The sequence below is a fragment of the Citrobacter sp. CK185 genome (genome assembly GCF_030333565.1).
GTDB classification, from domain to species: domain Bacteria; phylum Pseudomonadota; class Gammaproteobacteria; order Enterobacterales; family Enterobacteriaceae; genus Citrobacter_B; species Citrobacter_B koseri.
The window spans coordinates 186,747-201,101 of record NZ_JAOWFR010000027.1; the positions used below are offsets into that span (position 1 = coordinate 186,747).

The 14,355-nt window shown below is 56.1% G+C and carries 10 protein-coding genes and 3 tRNA genes; 4 read left to right on the forward strand and 9 right to left on the reverse strand.

The genetic code is table 11. From position 1 onward, the window contains the following. Positions 1–36 precede the first annotated feature (36 nt). Genes miaA through nnr form a run of 5 tightly spaced genes read right to left on the reverse strand, consistent with a single transcriptional unit; the run spans position 37 to position 6,174 of the window. Positions 37–987 carry a tRNA (adenosine(37)-N6)-dimethylallyltransferase MiaA gene (miaA, locus tag OGV79_RS21350; protein WP_286468909.1) on the reverse strand — a complete coding sequence of 317 codons (951 nt, stop codon included), beginning with the start codon at positions 985–987 and terminating at the stop codon, positions 37–39. Next, complete coding sequence (gene mutL, locus OGV79_RS21355) at positions 980–2,839, reverse strand: DNA mismatch repair endonuclease MutL (RefSeq protein WP_104867862.1); 1,860 nt, start codon at positions 2,837–2,839, stop codon at positions 980–982. The genes miaA and mutL overlap by 8 nt, the downstream gene beginning before the upstream one ends. 9 nt (positions 2,840–2,848) lie before the next feature. Continuing rightward, the gene (amiB, locus tag OGV79_RS21360; protein ID WP_286468910.1) at positions 2,849–4,177 is read right to left on the reverse strand and encodes an N-acetylmuramoyl-L-alanine amidase AmiB; all 1,329 of its coding nucleotides are present in this window, start codon (positions 4,175–4,177) and stop codon (positions 2,849–2,851) included. Between the two features lie 16 nt (positions 4,178–4,193). Next, positions 4,194–4,655, reverse strand: coding sequence for a tRNA (adenosine(37)-N6)-threonylcarbamoyltransferase complex ATPase subunit type 1 TsaE (gene tsaE / locus OGV79_RS21365; protein WP_012134443.1), 462 nt, complete (start codon positions 4,653–4,655; stop codon positions 4,194–4,196). After that, entirely contained in the window at positions 4,627–6,174 is a 1,548-nt protein-coding gene (gene nnr, locus OGV79_RS21370) for a bifunctional ADP-dependent NAD(P)H-hydrate dehydratase/NAD(P)H-hydrate epimerase (protein WP_286468912.1), read from the reverse strand. The genes tsaE and nnr overlap by 29 nt, the downstream gene beginning before the upstream one ends. Between nnr and queG the strand changes: the two genes are divergently transcribed. Next, positions 6,173–7,312, forward strand: coding sequence for a tRNA epoxyqueuosine(34) reductase QueG (queG, locus tag OGV79_RS21375; RefSeq protein ID WP_286449922.1), 1,140 nt, complete (start codon positions 6,173–6,175; stop codon positions 7,310–7,312). The genes nnr and queG overlap by 2 nt on opposite strands. 269 nt (positions 7,313–7,581) lie before the next feature. Here queG and OGV79_RS21380 read toward each other — a convergent pair. The 4 genes from OGV79_RS21380 to orn all read right to left on the reverse strand — a co-directional run bounded on the left by OGV79_RS21380 (position 7,582) and on the right by orn (position 8,775). Beyond that, positions 7,582–7,657: transfer RNA gene (locus OGV79_RS21380), tRNA-Gly, on the reverse strand. A gap of 75 nt (positions 7,658–7,732) precedes the next feature. Further along, positions 7,733–7,808 (reverse strand) — tRNA-Gly (locus OGV79_RS21385). Positions 7,809–7,876: 68 nt separating this feature from the next. Continuing rightward, positions 7,877–7,952, reverse strand: a tRNA-Gly gene (locus OGV79_RS21390). A gap of 277 nt (positions 7,953–8,229) precedes the next feature. Next, positions 8,230–8,775, reverse strand: a complete 546-nt coding sequence (gene orn, locus OGV79_RS21395; RefSeq protein ID WP_047459474.1) for an oligoribonuclease — start codon at positions 8,773–8,775, stop codon at positions 8,230–8,232. Between the two features lie 106 nt (positions 8,776–8,881). Between orn and rsgA the strand changes: the two genes are divergently transcribed. From rsgA to mscM, 3 genes are all read left to right on the forward strand, one after another. Next, positions 8,882–9,934, forward strand: coding sequence for a small ribosomal subunit biogenesis GTPase RsgA (rsgA, locus tag OGV79_RS21400; protein WP_230012270.1), 1,053 nt, complete (start codon positions 8,882–8,884; stop codon positions 9,932–9,934). A gap of 91 nt (positions 9,935–10,025) precedes the next feature. After that, complete coding sequence (gene asd, locus OGV79_RS21405) at positions 10,026–10,994, forward strand: archaetidylserine decarboxylase (protein ID WP_071257330.1); 969 nt, start codon at positions 10,026–10,028, stop codon at positions 10,992–10,994. Positions 10,995–11,011: 17 nt separating this feature from the next. Next, positions 11,012–14,338: a miniconductance mechanosensitive channel MscM gene (gene mscM, locus OGV79_RS21410; RefSeq protein WP_200076228.1), complete on the forward strand. Its 3,327-nt coding sequence runs from the start codon at positions 11,012–11,014 to the stop codon at positions 14,336–14,338. The last annotated feature ends 17 nt before the right edge of the window (positions 14,339–14,355 follow it).

Sequence of the window (14,355 nt, forward strand, 5' to 3'; positions counted from 1 at the left end):
GAAAAATTGCGCACGATACGTCTCAATTGTACACATTCAGTTCGCGATAGCACCAACAACCTGCAATACTTCGTTTCGCGCCTGGTCAGGCTTTTCACTGTCAAGCCAGCGTACTCCTTCCCAACCACGCAACCAGGTTACCTGACGCTTCGCCAACTGCCTCGTGGCGCAAACACCTCTATAAACCATTTCATCATATGAAATTTCGCCTTCAATGTATGACCACATCTGGCGGTATCCCACACAACGAATGGAAGGCAAGTCCGTATGCAAATCTCCACGGGCAAAAAGCGCCCGAACTTCTGCTTCAAAACCTGAAGCCAACATCTGATGAAAACGCTGCTCAATTCGCTGATGGAGCAGTTCACGGCTCGCCGGGGCGATGGCGAACTGATGCACCTGATACGGTAGAGCGTCTCCTGACGTTTGCGTCAGTTCCGTTAAAGTTTTACCCGAAATGAAAAAAACTTCCAGTGCCCGGGAAAGTCTTTGCGGATCATTTGGATGAATCCGTGCAGCAGCGACCGGATCAATATCCTGAAGCTGTCGGTGCAACGCATCCCATCCCTGCTCTGCCGCCTGTAGCTCAATTCGGGCTCTGATCTCAGGTTCCGCCGACGGTAAGGGCGAAAGTCCCTCCAGCAACGCCTTGAAATACAACATGGTGCCGCCCACTAACAGCGGAATACGCCCCGCCGCAGTAATCTCCGCCATTTCCGCTAACGCATCGCAGCGAAAATCCGCTGCTGAGTACGCTTGCGCCGGATCGAGAATATCCAGCAATCGGTGCGGAGCGGCCTTTAACTCTGAAGCCGTCGGCTTCGCCGTACCGATGTCCATCCCCCGATAAATAAGGGCGGAATCAACGCTTATCAACTCTACTGGCAAAACTTTACGCAATTCAATTGCTAACGCTGTCTTACCGGAGGCCGTCGGCCCCATCAAAAAAATCGCCTTTGGCAGGCTCGCCTTACTTACATCACTCATGTTTCAGGGCGTTCATCACCGAATGTAAATCAACAGGTTGTAACAGACCACCCGGCGGCGCCTTCACGAGCTGCGGACATAGCCGCTCTACATCAGCCAACAGCGTAATGGCCTGCGCCATCGTCCACTGCGGATGTTCACTCATCAAATTCCGCGCAATCCACTGTGCAATATTGCCCGCGTCAAACGCTGACTGCTGCGCGAGGTAGCCTATCAGTTCAGGAATCAAGATTTGTAAATTTTGTTGGCGTAAGGGTAAAGGCACTGCACGAATGGTCACATGCTGCGCATCTGACTGGAATTCAATCCCCAGATCCGTCAGTGGTGTTTGCGCTTTTTCCAGCGCGGATTTCTCCTCCGCCGACACTTTTAAGCGCAGCGGAATCAACAACGGCTGGGCGCAGACCGGCGTCTGCCCCGGCGTCAGTTGGGCTTGACGCAGCCAGCGTTCCGCCACGGGCAGCGCCAGCAGGTGAATATTGCCGTCACGCTCAAGCAATGCGCAATCCGCGCCGACAATGGTCAGCACGCGACCGAAACTCTGGCTATGCCCTGCCAGCGACGGCGCTGCCGTTTCTGCTTCCGGTGCAAGCGCCGGTTGTCGCGGAGCGGGCGTCTGTAACAGCTGGCGGTACACTTCGCCCTGCTGTTTCTGGTAGCCCGGCTGGGCATGCGGCCAACTGGCAGCAGGCTGGCGTCCGCCGGTTGCCCCTGACGACGTGGAATAGCGCGGCGCGGCGGGTTCCCGCGCAGAGGCCGGTTCAGCGAAATGATTACGCCCGGCCGCCACGCGGTTTTCCGGGATGTGACGCGGCGCAGGCGCTTCTTCCGCCAGCGGCAGCGGCGCATCAAGCTGCTGCTGTAGCACGCTCAATACGCCCTGATAGATGAAATCATGCACCAGCCGCGACTGGTGGAAACGCACTTCATGTTTCGCCGGATGCACGTTCACATCCACCTGATGCGGGTCAATCTCCAGATACAGCACAAATGCCGGTTGCCGATCGCCGCCCAGTTTGTCTTCACAGGCCTGACGAATCGCATGATTGATTAACCGGTCGCGCATCATGCGGCCGTTCACGTAGCAGTACTGGATTTCCGCCAGCGCCGCCGTGGTGTGGTGAGGATCGGCCACCCAGCCGCGCAGCGTCAGATCGCCGTGCTGCCATTCAATCGCCAACGCCTGTTCCAAAAACGGTGCGCCGCAAATCGCGCCTAATCGACGTTCCTTCTGCCCGTCCTGCGCAACCGCGCGGTACTGGCGCACCATTTTACCGTTGTGCGACAAATTAAGGGTGACGTCGAAGCGCGCCAGCGCAATGCGGCGGATAATTTCGTCAATGTGATTGAACTCGGTTTTCTCGGTGCGCATAAACTTGCGCCGTGCCGGCGTGTTGTAGAACAAGTCCAGCACCTCCAGCGTGGTGCCGACCGGATGCGCCGCCGGTTTTACCGTCACGTCCATATCACGCCCTTCGGCATAGGCCTGCCAGGCTTCCGCCTGTTCCGCGGTACGTGACGTGAGGGTTAAACGCGAAACCGAGCTGATACTTGCCAGCGCTTCGCCGCGAAATCCGAGACTGATAATCGCTTCGAGATCGTCAAGCGAGGCGATTTTACTGGTGGCATGGCGGGCCAGCGCCAGCGCCAGCTCGTCTTTTTTAATTCCGCAGCCATTATCGCGAATACGAATAAGCTTTGCGCCGCCGCGTTCGATATCAATATCGATCCGCGTCGCCCCTGCATCAAGGCTGTTTTCCACCAGCTCTTTCACAACCGACGCAGGTCGCTCTACCACCTCACCTGCGGCAATTTGGTTCGCCAGTTGCGGCGGTAGAACCTGAATCGGCATGTAAAATCCTTAGTTAATCAACGACTCGCCCGGCGATACCGCGCTGGCCGTTTGCGCCGGAGCGCTCTGCGGCCCGGATTGCACCGGATGCGCCTGGAAGTAGTTACGCAACCCTTGGTAAATCGCCTCTGCCAGCTGCTGCTGATAAGCATCGCTTGCCAGCAAACGTTCTTCGCCGCTGTTGCTGATAAAGCCCGTTTCAACCAGCACCGAGGGGATATCCGGGGAACGCAACACGCCGAGGCTGGCGTGTTCAGGGCGACGCTTATGCAGCGAACCAATGCGCTGCAACTGACCTAACATGTTTGTCGCCACATCATACCCTACGCGCTGGGAATGACCGAATTGCAAATCCAGTACCGCCTGGCTTAAGTAGGGGTCAGCCTGACTGTTCGCCAGCACATCGCCCGCGCCGCCCAGCAGCTCAGACTGCTTCTCATGTTCTTCCAGCCAGTTCGCCATTTCGCTGTTGGCGCGACGGTTTGACAGCACCCATACCGAGGCGCCCGTCGCGTTGCGGTTTGGCGCGGCATCCGCATGAATGGAGACGAGGAAATTGGCGTTCTGCTTACGCGCCACGTCGGAGCGCCCCATCACGGAGATGAAATAATCCCCGTCGCGGGTCAATACGCCTTTGAACATCGGATCGTTATTCAACAACGTGCGCAGCTTACGGGCGATAGCAATCGTCACGTTTTTCTCCCGCGTCCCGCCGGGGCCAATAGCGCCGGGGTCTTGCCCGCCGTGACCGGCATCAATGGCAATCACCACTTTGTCGCCGTTACTGGATGTCGCCCGCGCTGCCGGGCGCGTTACCGTATTGCTGCTGGTGACAGCGGTAGCGCGATCCTGGTTTGTTTTAAACGGATTTCGCGCAGGTTCAGTCGGACGCGGAGCGACCACCGGCGTCTCAACGCGTTTTGCGACGACAGGCGGTGGAGGTGGCGGCGGCGTATCGGCGTTGATGGTAAAGACCACGGTATAGTTACCGCCGCTCTGTCGTTTCACGGCCTCGATTTTACCGTTCTCCGTCAGATCGACAACCAACCGCAGCGACTGCGCATCTTTCGCCGTACCGGAGCGAATCGCTTTTACCAGGTTGTTGCCGCTAAACTGCAACGGCAGTCCCTGAATCACGCCGGTCTGTTTGATATCCAGCGCGACGGTACGTTTACCTTCTTGCGAAAACGCGTAATCAGGATCGCCGATAAAACTGAACGTAATCCGCGCCTGCCGATCGCCGTTAGATACCTGAATATCGGAGAGGCTGGCGGCCCCCGCCTGCGCGCACAGCAGGACCAGCGTTGCCACCACCCAATTTCTGATGCGATAAATCATCCCGCCACCCTTAAGGTTAACCGGCCAAACGCGCCAGCAACAAATCACCTGATGAGGAGACAGCACTAATGCGCGCCTCACGACCTTGCGCCTGGTAATCTATGTGTATTTCGACATCCGGGTCAGGCAGTACACCTTTACCTTGTTGCGGCCATTCCACCAGGCAAATGGCATCGTTGGCAAAATAATCACGGATCCCCATAAATTCCAGCTCCTCAGGGTCCGCAAGTCGGTATAAATCGAAGTGATACACCATTAAGTTATCGAGCGTATAGGGTTCAACCAGCGTGTAGGTCGGGCTTTTCACATTACCTTTGTGGCCCAACGCCTGTAGAAATCCCCGGCTGAAGGTGGTTTTCCCCGCCCCCAGGTCGCCGTACAAATAGATGACGGTCGCACCGTCACAGGCTTTCGCTACGCGTAGTCCCAGGTCTAAAGTCGCCTGCTCGTCAGGTAGCGGAATTACTCGATTCATCATGGTTTACGTCAATCACATCAGGGTTAACAATACGCTGTAGCGTAGAAAAGAGATCGGTTGCCAGCATGCCGCGGGTGCCATAACGCGCCGCTAAAACATCCGCCGCCGCACCGTGGGCAACACATCCCGCACACGCTGCATCATACGGGGAAAACTTCTGTCCAAGCAATGCGCCAATAATGCCGGAAAGCACATCGCCCATTCCACCGCTGGCCATCCCGGCGTTACCGGCATCAATAATGCCCAACGCATGCGATTGGGCGGCAACGACCGTTCCCGCACCTTTCAGCACCGCCACGCCGCCATACCGTTTTACCAGACGACGTGCTGAAAGTAAGCGATCACTTTCAATTTCTGCGACAGAACAACCCAGTAGCCGCGCGGCTTCCCCCGGATGCGGCGTGATCACGCGATTGTGACGTTTATCGGGATTGATTGCCAGCAGGTTCAGCGCATCCGCATCCCAGAGCATCGGTTTGCGAAAATTCTCAGCTTTCTGTAGCGCTTTTTTACCCCATTCCTGCTGTCCGAGCCCGGGGCCTATCACCACCACGTCCGCCCATTGCAGACTGTCATCAAGGGATTGAGGCGTCAGTTCATGCACCATCAGTTCGGGACGGGCGGTCAGCAACGGCGCAATATTTTCGCTGCGCGTCAGCACCCGCACTAATCCCGCTCCGGCACGCAGCGCCGCTTCGCCGGTCATACGTATCGCTCCCGCCGTCCCGTGGTCGCCGCCAATAATGACCAGCCGACCATGATCGCCTTTATGCGACGTCGGGCGGCGTGGTGTCAGCCAGTGGGAAAGTTGCGAAGCCGCAAAGCGCTGGATACGAACTTCTTGTCCTGCCAGCCAGCTTTCCAGCCCCAGCGCGTCAAAGTGCAGCGCTCCCACCACATCCCGCGCCTTGCCCGTCAGTAAACCGGGTTTCAGCGCAACGAAGGTAACGGTATGCGCGGCATTCATCACCGCACCAGGCGTGGCGCCCGTTTGCGCCAGCAAACCGGAAGGGATATCAATAGCCACCACCGGCGCTGGATGGCTGTTCGCTCGTTCAATAAGCGTAGAGAGGGAGGTGTGCGGAGCCTGCGTCAGGCCGGTCCCCAGCAGGGCGTCAATAATCACATCAATATGATCCGGCCAGATGATATCCGACGCATGAATGACGCCCCCGGCATTGAGCCACGCCTCGCGCGCCTGCGCCGCCTCTTCAGGAAGCGGCTTATCGCTCTCCTGCGCCAGTAGAGTCACCTCAATACCTGCGGCTTTCGCCAGCCTCGCCACCACGTAGCCGTCGCCGCCATTATTACCGTGACCGCAAAGCACCAGCCAGCGCCGGGAATCGGGGTACGCGTCGCGTGCAACCTGAAATGCGGCTTCCCCCGCCCGCAGCATCAGCTCATACAGCGTCAGCCCTAAGCTGTCCGCCGCCTCGCGTTCCGCCCGTTTGATCTCATCGGCGGGCCAGATGGAGTGTGGTATACTTGCGGGGTTTTTCTTCATTGTATGGTCCGTCATGTCAGAGCCCCTCGATCTCAATCAGTTAGCGCAAAATATTAAACAGTGGGGGCTGGAACTGGGCTTTCAGCAGGTCGGTATTACCGATACCGATCTCAGCGCCAGCGAACCCAAATTACAGGCATGGCTGGATAAACAATACCACGGCGAAATGGACTGGATGGCTCGCCACGGAATGATGCGCGCCCGCCCTCACGAATTATTGCCCGGCACGCTACGCGTCATCAGTGTGCGCATGAATTATCTGCCTGCCAATGCCGCTTTCGCCAGTACCCTAAAAAATCCCTCTCTGGGCTACGTCAGCCGTTATGCGCTGGGCCGTGACTACCATAAGCTGTTACGTAACCGTCTCAAAAAACTCGGCGAGAGGATTCAGCAGCACTGCGTTTCGCTGAATTTTAGACCGTTTGTCGATTCTGCGCCCATTCTGGAACGTCCGCTGGCTGAAAAAGCCGGGCTTGGCTGGACAGGTAAGCACTCACTAATCCTTAACCGCGAAGCCGGTTCGTTCTTTTTTCTGGGGGAGTTGTTAATTGATTTGCCTCTCCCCATTGATACGCCAGTTGAAGAAGGCTGCGGGAAATGCGTTGCCTGTCTGACCATCTGCCCGACTGGCGCAATCGTCGAGCCCTACACGGTGGATGCGCGCCGCTGCATCTCCTATCTCACGATTGAGCTGGAGGGGGCGATACCAGAAGCGCTTCGGCCATTAATGGGCAACCGGATTTACGGCTGCGACGATTGTCAGCTTATCTGCCCGTGGAACCGCTACTCGCAACTGACCGATGAAGAAGATTTCAGTCCCCGCAAGCATCTCCACGCGCCAGAGCTGATTGAACTGTTTGGCTGGAGCGAAGCCTGGTTTTTAAAAGTTACGGAAGGATCGGCGATTCGCCGCATTGGTCACTTACGCTGGCTGCGAAATATTGCCGTCGCGTTAGGCAATGCGCCCTGGGATAACGCCGTAATTACCGCCCTGGAAAGTCGCCGGGGTGAGCACCCACTTCTCGATGAACACATAGAGTGGGCGATTGCGCAGCAAATTGAGAAGCGAAATACCTGCGTGGTGGAGGTGCAATTACCGAAGAAACAACGCCTGGTCAGGGTCATTGAAAAGGGACTGCCGCGCGACGCCTGAGTCATCCACAGCTTGTGTATAAAAATAAAAAGACATTGCGATTCAAGAGGGAAAAAATCGTCAAGTGATCGCATTAACATTTCGAAATGATAATTAATTTATTAATTTCAATAAGTTACAAAGTTACTATTCACCAGGCGAAGTTTTTTGTATTCCAGGAATAATGCCTGGACCTGTGGATAAGTCTGTTTACAAGAGTGTTTCAGAGGCAAAACAAAAGGTCCCCAACGTGAAAATACGCTGTGGATAATTTTATGGAGATAAGAATTTGGAGCGGGAAACGAGACTCGAACTCGCGACCCCGACCTTGGCAAGGTCGTGCTCTACCAACTGAGCTATTCCCGCTTAATCTTCGTCTTCCAGGCCGCTGCCTGAAATCCTGCGATTGGGTGGTGCGTATCTGCTGATACTTTCAAATTTTGGAGCGGGAAACGAGACTCGAACTCGCGACCCCGACCTTGGCAAGGTCGTGCTCTACCAACTGAGCTATTCCCGCTTAATCTTCGTCTTTCAGACCGTTGCCTGAAATCCTGCGATTGGGTATCTGGTGTTGCTTTCAAATTTTGGAGCGGGAAACGAGACTCGAACTCGCGACCCCGACCTTGGCAAGGTCGTGCTCTACCAACTGAGCTATTCCCGCTTAATCTTCGTTTTTCAGACTGTTATCTGAAATTCTGTGATTAAATTTGTTGCTGTCGTAATTCGCATTTCTGCGTCGTTACGGGAGGCGCATTATACGAGAAATCCTTTCTGCTGCAACCCCCTAAAACGCAATTTTTTCCGTTTTCGTTCTGAGTGTTGAATTTATCAGCAAAGCGTACAATTTAGCGCCAAATTCACCCCGCCGCAAGCACACCCGGCAGGCAAATCGTAAGCCGGATAAGACGCTTCGCTTCGCCATCCGGCAAACACGCCGTTTACAGCTTAATAAAATTCTCGCGGTAATAAGCCAGCTCCGCCACCGACTCGCGAATATCATCCATTGCCTGGTGCGTCCCCTGCTTGGTAAAACCGGCAAGGATTTCCGGCTTCCAGCGACGCGCCAGCTCTTTCAGCGTACTCACATCCAGATAGCGATAGTGGAAATAGGCTTCCAGTTCAGGCATGTACTTAAACAGAAAACGGCGATCCTGGCCGATGCTGTTGCCACAAATCGGTGATTTACCTGCCGGAACCCACTCTTTTAAAAATTCAATGGTCGCCAGTTCTGCGGCGCGATCGTCAAACGTGCTGGCTTTTACCCGCTCCACCAGACCACTTCCGGTATGAGTACGCACGTTCCAGTCATCCATTAACGCCAGTTGTTCAGCAGACTGATGCACCGCAATCGTCGGCCCTTCCGCCAGGATATTCAGGTTGGCATCGGTCACCAGCGTCGCGATCTCAATAATGCGATCGCGCTCGGGATCCAGGCCGGTCATCTCAAGATCTATCCAAATGAGGTTGTTTTCATTGGCACTCATGCTATTTTCCACCCTTCAGAGGTCACAGTCAGTGTGACTATATTCATCTAAAATAGCGTGTATCATAGATGTTTTGCCCATTGCGGGCGACCAGGAGCCAGTACGATTGAGTAAAAATAAACTCTCCAAAGGCCAACAGCGCCGCGTGAAAGCCAATCATCAGCGTCGTCTAAAAACGTCCACGGAGAAGGCAGACTTCGATGACAACCTGTTCGGCGAGACCGCTGAAGGTATCGTCATCAGCCGCTTTGGCATGCATGCCGACGTAGAATCCGCCAATGGCGAGATTCACCGCTGCAACATCCGTCGCACGATCCGTTCGCTGGTCACCGGCGATCGCGTCGTCTGGCGTCCGGGTAAAGCGGCGGCTGAAGGCGTCAACGTCAAAGGGATCGTCGAAGCCGTACACGAACGCACCTCCGTGCTAACGCGCCCGGATTTCTACGACGGCGTGAAGCCTATTGCCGCCAATATCAACCAAATCGTCATTGTCTCCGCCATTTTGCCGGAGCTGTCGCTCAATATTATCGACCGCTACCTGGTGGCCTGCGAAACGTTGCAGGTTGAACCGATTATCGTGCTCAATAAAATCGATCTGCTGGATGACGAAGGGATGGACTTCGTTAATGAGCAGATGGATATCTATCGCGGCATCGGCTATCGCGTGTTGATGGTATCCAGCCATACGCAAGATGGCCTCAAACCATTAGAAGAGGCGCTAACCGGTCGCATCAGCATCTTTGCCGGGCAGTCTGGCGTTGGAAAATCGAGCCTGTTGAACGCCCTTCTGGGCCTGCAAGAAGCGATCCTCACCAATGATGTGTCGGATAACTCCGGTCTGGGGCAGCACACCACGACCGCCGCGCGCCTGTATCACTTCCCGCACGGCGGCGATGTGATTGACTCCCCTGGGGTACGCGAATTTGGCCTCTGGCATCTCGAACCGGAACAAATCACCCACGGATTTGTCGAATTTCATGACTACCTGGGCCATTGCAAATATCGCGACTGCAAGCATGGTACCGACCCAGGTTGCGCCATCCGTGAAGCGGTAGAAGACGGTAAAATTGCAGAAACCCGTTTCGAAAATTATCACCGCATTCTGGAAAGCATGGCACAGGTAAAAACACGTAAAAACTTTTCTGATATGGACGACTGACAACTACGCTAAGCATCGCTAGAATCGTCCCCTTTTTTCAGGATGCCGGCGTCAATGCCGGTTCAGGAACAACAATGGCCTGGAGGCTACCTTGTTAAACTCATTTAAACTTTCGCTACAATACATTCTGCCGAAACTATGGCTCACTCGCCTGGCGGGCTGGGGCGCGAGAAAACGAGCAGGCTGGCTGACCAAACTGGTTATCGATCTGTTCGTGAAATACTACAAGGTCGATATGAAAGAGGCGCAGAAGCCGGATACCGCCAGCTATCGCACCTTTAACGATTTCTTTGTTCGTCCGCTGCGTGACGACGTCCGTCCGGTGAATACCGATCCAAACGTACTGGTGATGCCGGCTGACGGTGTGATCAGCCAGTCAGGTAAAATCGAAGAAGATAAAATCCTGCAAGCGAAAGGTCACAACTACAGCCTGGAAGCGCTGCTGGCAGGTAACTACCTGATGGCGGACCTGTTCCGCAACGGCTCGTTTGTCACCACCTACCTCTCTCCGCGCGACTACCACCGCGTACACATGCCGTGCAACGGCATCCTGCGCGAGATGATTTACGTACCGGGCGATCTGTTCTCGGTGAATCACCTGACCGCGCAAAACGTGCCAAACCTGTTTGCCCGTAACGAACGCGTGATCTGCCTGTTTGACACGGAATTTGGCCCAATGGCGCAAATTCTGGTCGGGGCAACCATTGTCGGCAGCATCGAAACCGTCTGGGCGGGAACCATTACGCCGCCGCGTGAAGGCGTGATCAAACGCTGGACCTGGCCGGAAGGGGAAAGCGAAGGGTCTGTGGCGCTGTTGAAAGGTCAGGAGATGGGCCGTTTCAAACTGGGTTCAACCGTGATCAACCTGTTTGCGCCGGGTAAAGTCACGCTGGCTGAACAGCTGCAAAGCCTGTCAGTGACCAAAATCGGTCAGCCGCTGGCCGTTTCTACCGAACTCTTCGTGCCCCCTGAAGCGGAACCCACGCCGCTGCCGGAAGAAGAGATCAACGCCGAACACGACGCCAGCCCGCTGGTTGACGACAAGAAAGACGAAAGTTAAATAAAGGAATCGCTGCTGTGCGCCTGATTATCACTTTTCTGATGGCCTGGTGCCTCAGCCTGGGGGCGTACGCTGCGACGGCCCCCGACGCCAAACTGATTACCCAGGAACTGGAGCAGGCAAAAGCGGCAAAACCCGCTCAGCCAGAGGCCGTAGAGGCCCTCCAGTCCGCGCTGAACGCGCTTGAGGAACGAAAAGGTTCTCTTGAGCGCGCCGAACAATATCAGCAAGTTATCGACAATTTCCCTAAGCTGTCCGCGACGCTACGCGCACAGCTCAATAACTTGCGCGATGAACCGCGCAGCGTGCCACCAGGCATGTCCACCGATGCGCTAAGCCAGGAGATCCTCCAGGTCAGCAGCCAGTTGCTGGATAAAAGCCGTCAGGCCCAGCAGGAGCGAGAGCGCGCCCGTGAAATCGCCGATTCGTTAAGCCAGCTTCCACAACAGCAAACGGATGCCCGTCGCCAGTTAAATGAGATTGAGCGGCGCATTGGCACCGCCAGCGGCAACTCCCCGCTCAACCAGGCGCAAAATCTGAGTATGCAGGCCGAATCCGCCAGACTCAAAGCGCAGGTTGATGAGCTGGAACTGGCGCAGCTTTCGGCGAATAACCGTCAGGAACTGGCGCGAATGCGCTCCGAACTGGCGGAAAAACAGAGCCAACAGCTGGATGCCTGGTTACAGGCATTACGCAATCAATTAAACAGCCAGCGCCAACGAGAAGCAGAGCGAGCGCTGGAAAGCACCGAACTGCTGGCGGAAAACAGCGCAGACCTGCCGCCGGGCATTATCGAACAGTTCAAGGTGAACCGCGAGCTGTCACAGGCGCTTAACCAGCAGGCGCAACGCATGGATCTGGTGGCCTCACAGCAACGCCAGGCCACCAGCCAGACGCTACAGGTTCGTCAGGCCCTGAACACCCTGCGGGAACAGTCGCAGTGGTTAGGCGTATCGAATATGCTGGGGGAAGCCCTGCGCGCACAGGTATCGCGTCTCCCGGAAATGCCCAAGCCGCAGCAGTTAGATACCGAAATGGCGCAGCTGCGCGTACACCGTATGCGCTACGAAGACCTGCTCAACAAACAACCGCAACTACGTCAGATTCGCCAGGCCGACGGTCAAACGCTGACCTCTGAGCAGAGCCGCATTCTTGACGCCCAACTGCGTACCCAACGCGAGCTGCTGAATTCACTGTTGCAGGGCGGTGATACGCTGATCCTCGAACTCACCAAGCTGAAAGTGTCCAATAGTCAACTGGAAGACGCGCTGAAAGAGGTCAACGAAGCCACTCACCGTTACCTGTTCTGGACGTCTGACGTGAGTCCGATGTCGCTCTCGTGGCCTATCAGCCTCGTTCAGGATCTGCGTCGACTGATCTCACTGGATACGTTCAATCAGCTCGGCAAAGCCAGCATCATGATGCTTACCAGCAAGGAGACGCTGCTGCCGCTGTTTGGCGCGCTGGTGCTGGTTGGTTTTAGTCTCTATTCGCGCAAACATTTCACCCGTTTTCTGGAGCGTTCATCCTCCCGCGTCGGGAAAGTCACGCAGGATCACTTCTGGCTGACGCTGCGCACCGTGTTCTGGTCGATTCTGGTCGCCTCCCCGCTGCCCGTACTGTGGGCCACGCTGGGCTATGGGTTGCAGGAGGCATGGCCTTATCCTCTGGCCGTCGCCATCGGCGACGGGGTGACAGCAACGGTTCCGCTGCTGTGGGTCGTCATGATTTGCGCCACCTTTGCCCGCCCTAACGGTCTGTTCGTGGCGCATTTTGGCTGGCCCCGAAACCGTGTCGCGCGCGCCATGCGCTATTACCTGATGAGCATCGGGCTGATTGTCCCGCTCATTATGGCGCTGATTATGTTTGATAATCTTAACGATCGGGAGTTCTCCGCTTCGCTGGGGCGTCTCTGTTTCATCCTGATCTGCGGCGCGCTCGCGATTGTCACGCTGAGCCTGAAGCGCGCCGGTATCCCGCTGTACCTCGATAAAGAGGGCAGCGGCGACAATATGGTCAACAGTATGCTCTGGAACCTGCTGATGGGCGCGCCGCTCATTGCGATCCTTGCGGCCGCTGTCGGCTATCTGGCCACCGCACAGGCGCTGCTGGCGCGACTGGAGACCTCCGTCGCCATCTGGTTCCTGCTGCTGGTTATCTATCACGTCATTCGCCGCTGGATGCTGATTCAGCGTCGCCGTCTGGCGTTCGATCGCGCTAAGCATCGCCGGGCCGAAATGCTGGCGCAACGTGCGCGCGGTGAAGAAGAACCCGCCCACTCCACCAGCCTCGAAGGGGCCGTCGAAGTGGATGAAAGCGAAGTGGATCTCGACGCCATCAGCGCCCAGTCGCTGCGCCTGGTACGTTCTATCCTGATGCTTATCGCCCTGCTGTCGGTCATTGTGCTGTGGTCGGAAATCCATTCCGCCTTTGGCTTCCTGGAGAATATCTCGCTGTGGGATGTCACCTCCACGGTGCAAGGGGTTGAAAGTCTGGAGCCGATTACGCTGGGCGCGGTGTTGATTGCGATCCTGGTGTTTATCATCACCACGCAACTGGTGCGTAACCTGCCCGCCCTGCTGGAGCTGGCGCTCTTGCAGCATCTGGATCTGACGCCCGGCACCGGCTACGCCATCACCACCATCACCAAGTATCTGTTGATGCTGATTGGCGGGCTGGTCGGTTTCTCGATGATTGGCATTGAATGGTCGAAGTTACAATGGCTGGTCGCCGCGCTCGGTGTCGGTCTGGGCTTTGGTTTACAGGAGATCTTCGCCAACTTTATTTCCGGCTTAATCATCCTGTTCGAAAAGCCGATTCGTATTGGCGATACGGTGACCATTCGCGACCTTACCGGCAGCGTGACCAAAATCAACACCCGCGCCACCACCATCAGCGACTGGGACCGTAAAGAGATTATCGTGCCGAACAAAGCGTTCATCACCGAGCAGTTTATCAACTGGTCGCTGTCGGATTCGGTAACGCGTGTGGTGCTGACCATCCCGGCGCCGTCAGACGCTAACAGCGAAGAGGTGACGCAAATTCTGCTGACTGCGGCGCACCGCTGTTCACTGGTGATTGACAACCCGGCGCCGGAAGTATTCCTGGTTGACCTGCAACAGGGGATTCAGATCTTCGAACTGCGTATCTATGCCGCAGAGATGGGGCACCGTATGCCGTTGCGCCATGAAATTCACCAGTTGATTCTGGCGGGCTTCCATGAGCACGGCATCGATATGCCATTCCCGCCGTTCCAGATGCGCCTGGAAAGCCTGAATGGCAGGCAGACAGGAAGAACGCTGACATCCGTAGCCAGGAAAAGTCGCCCGGCGGGAAGTTTGTAAGCCGTAATAATGCCGGA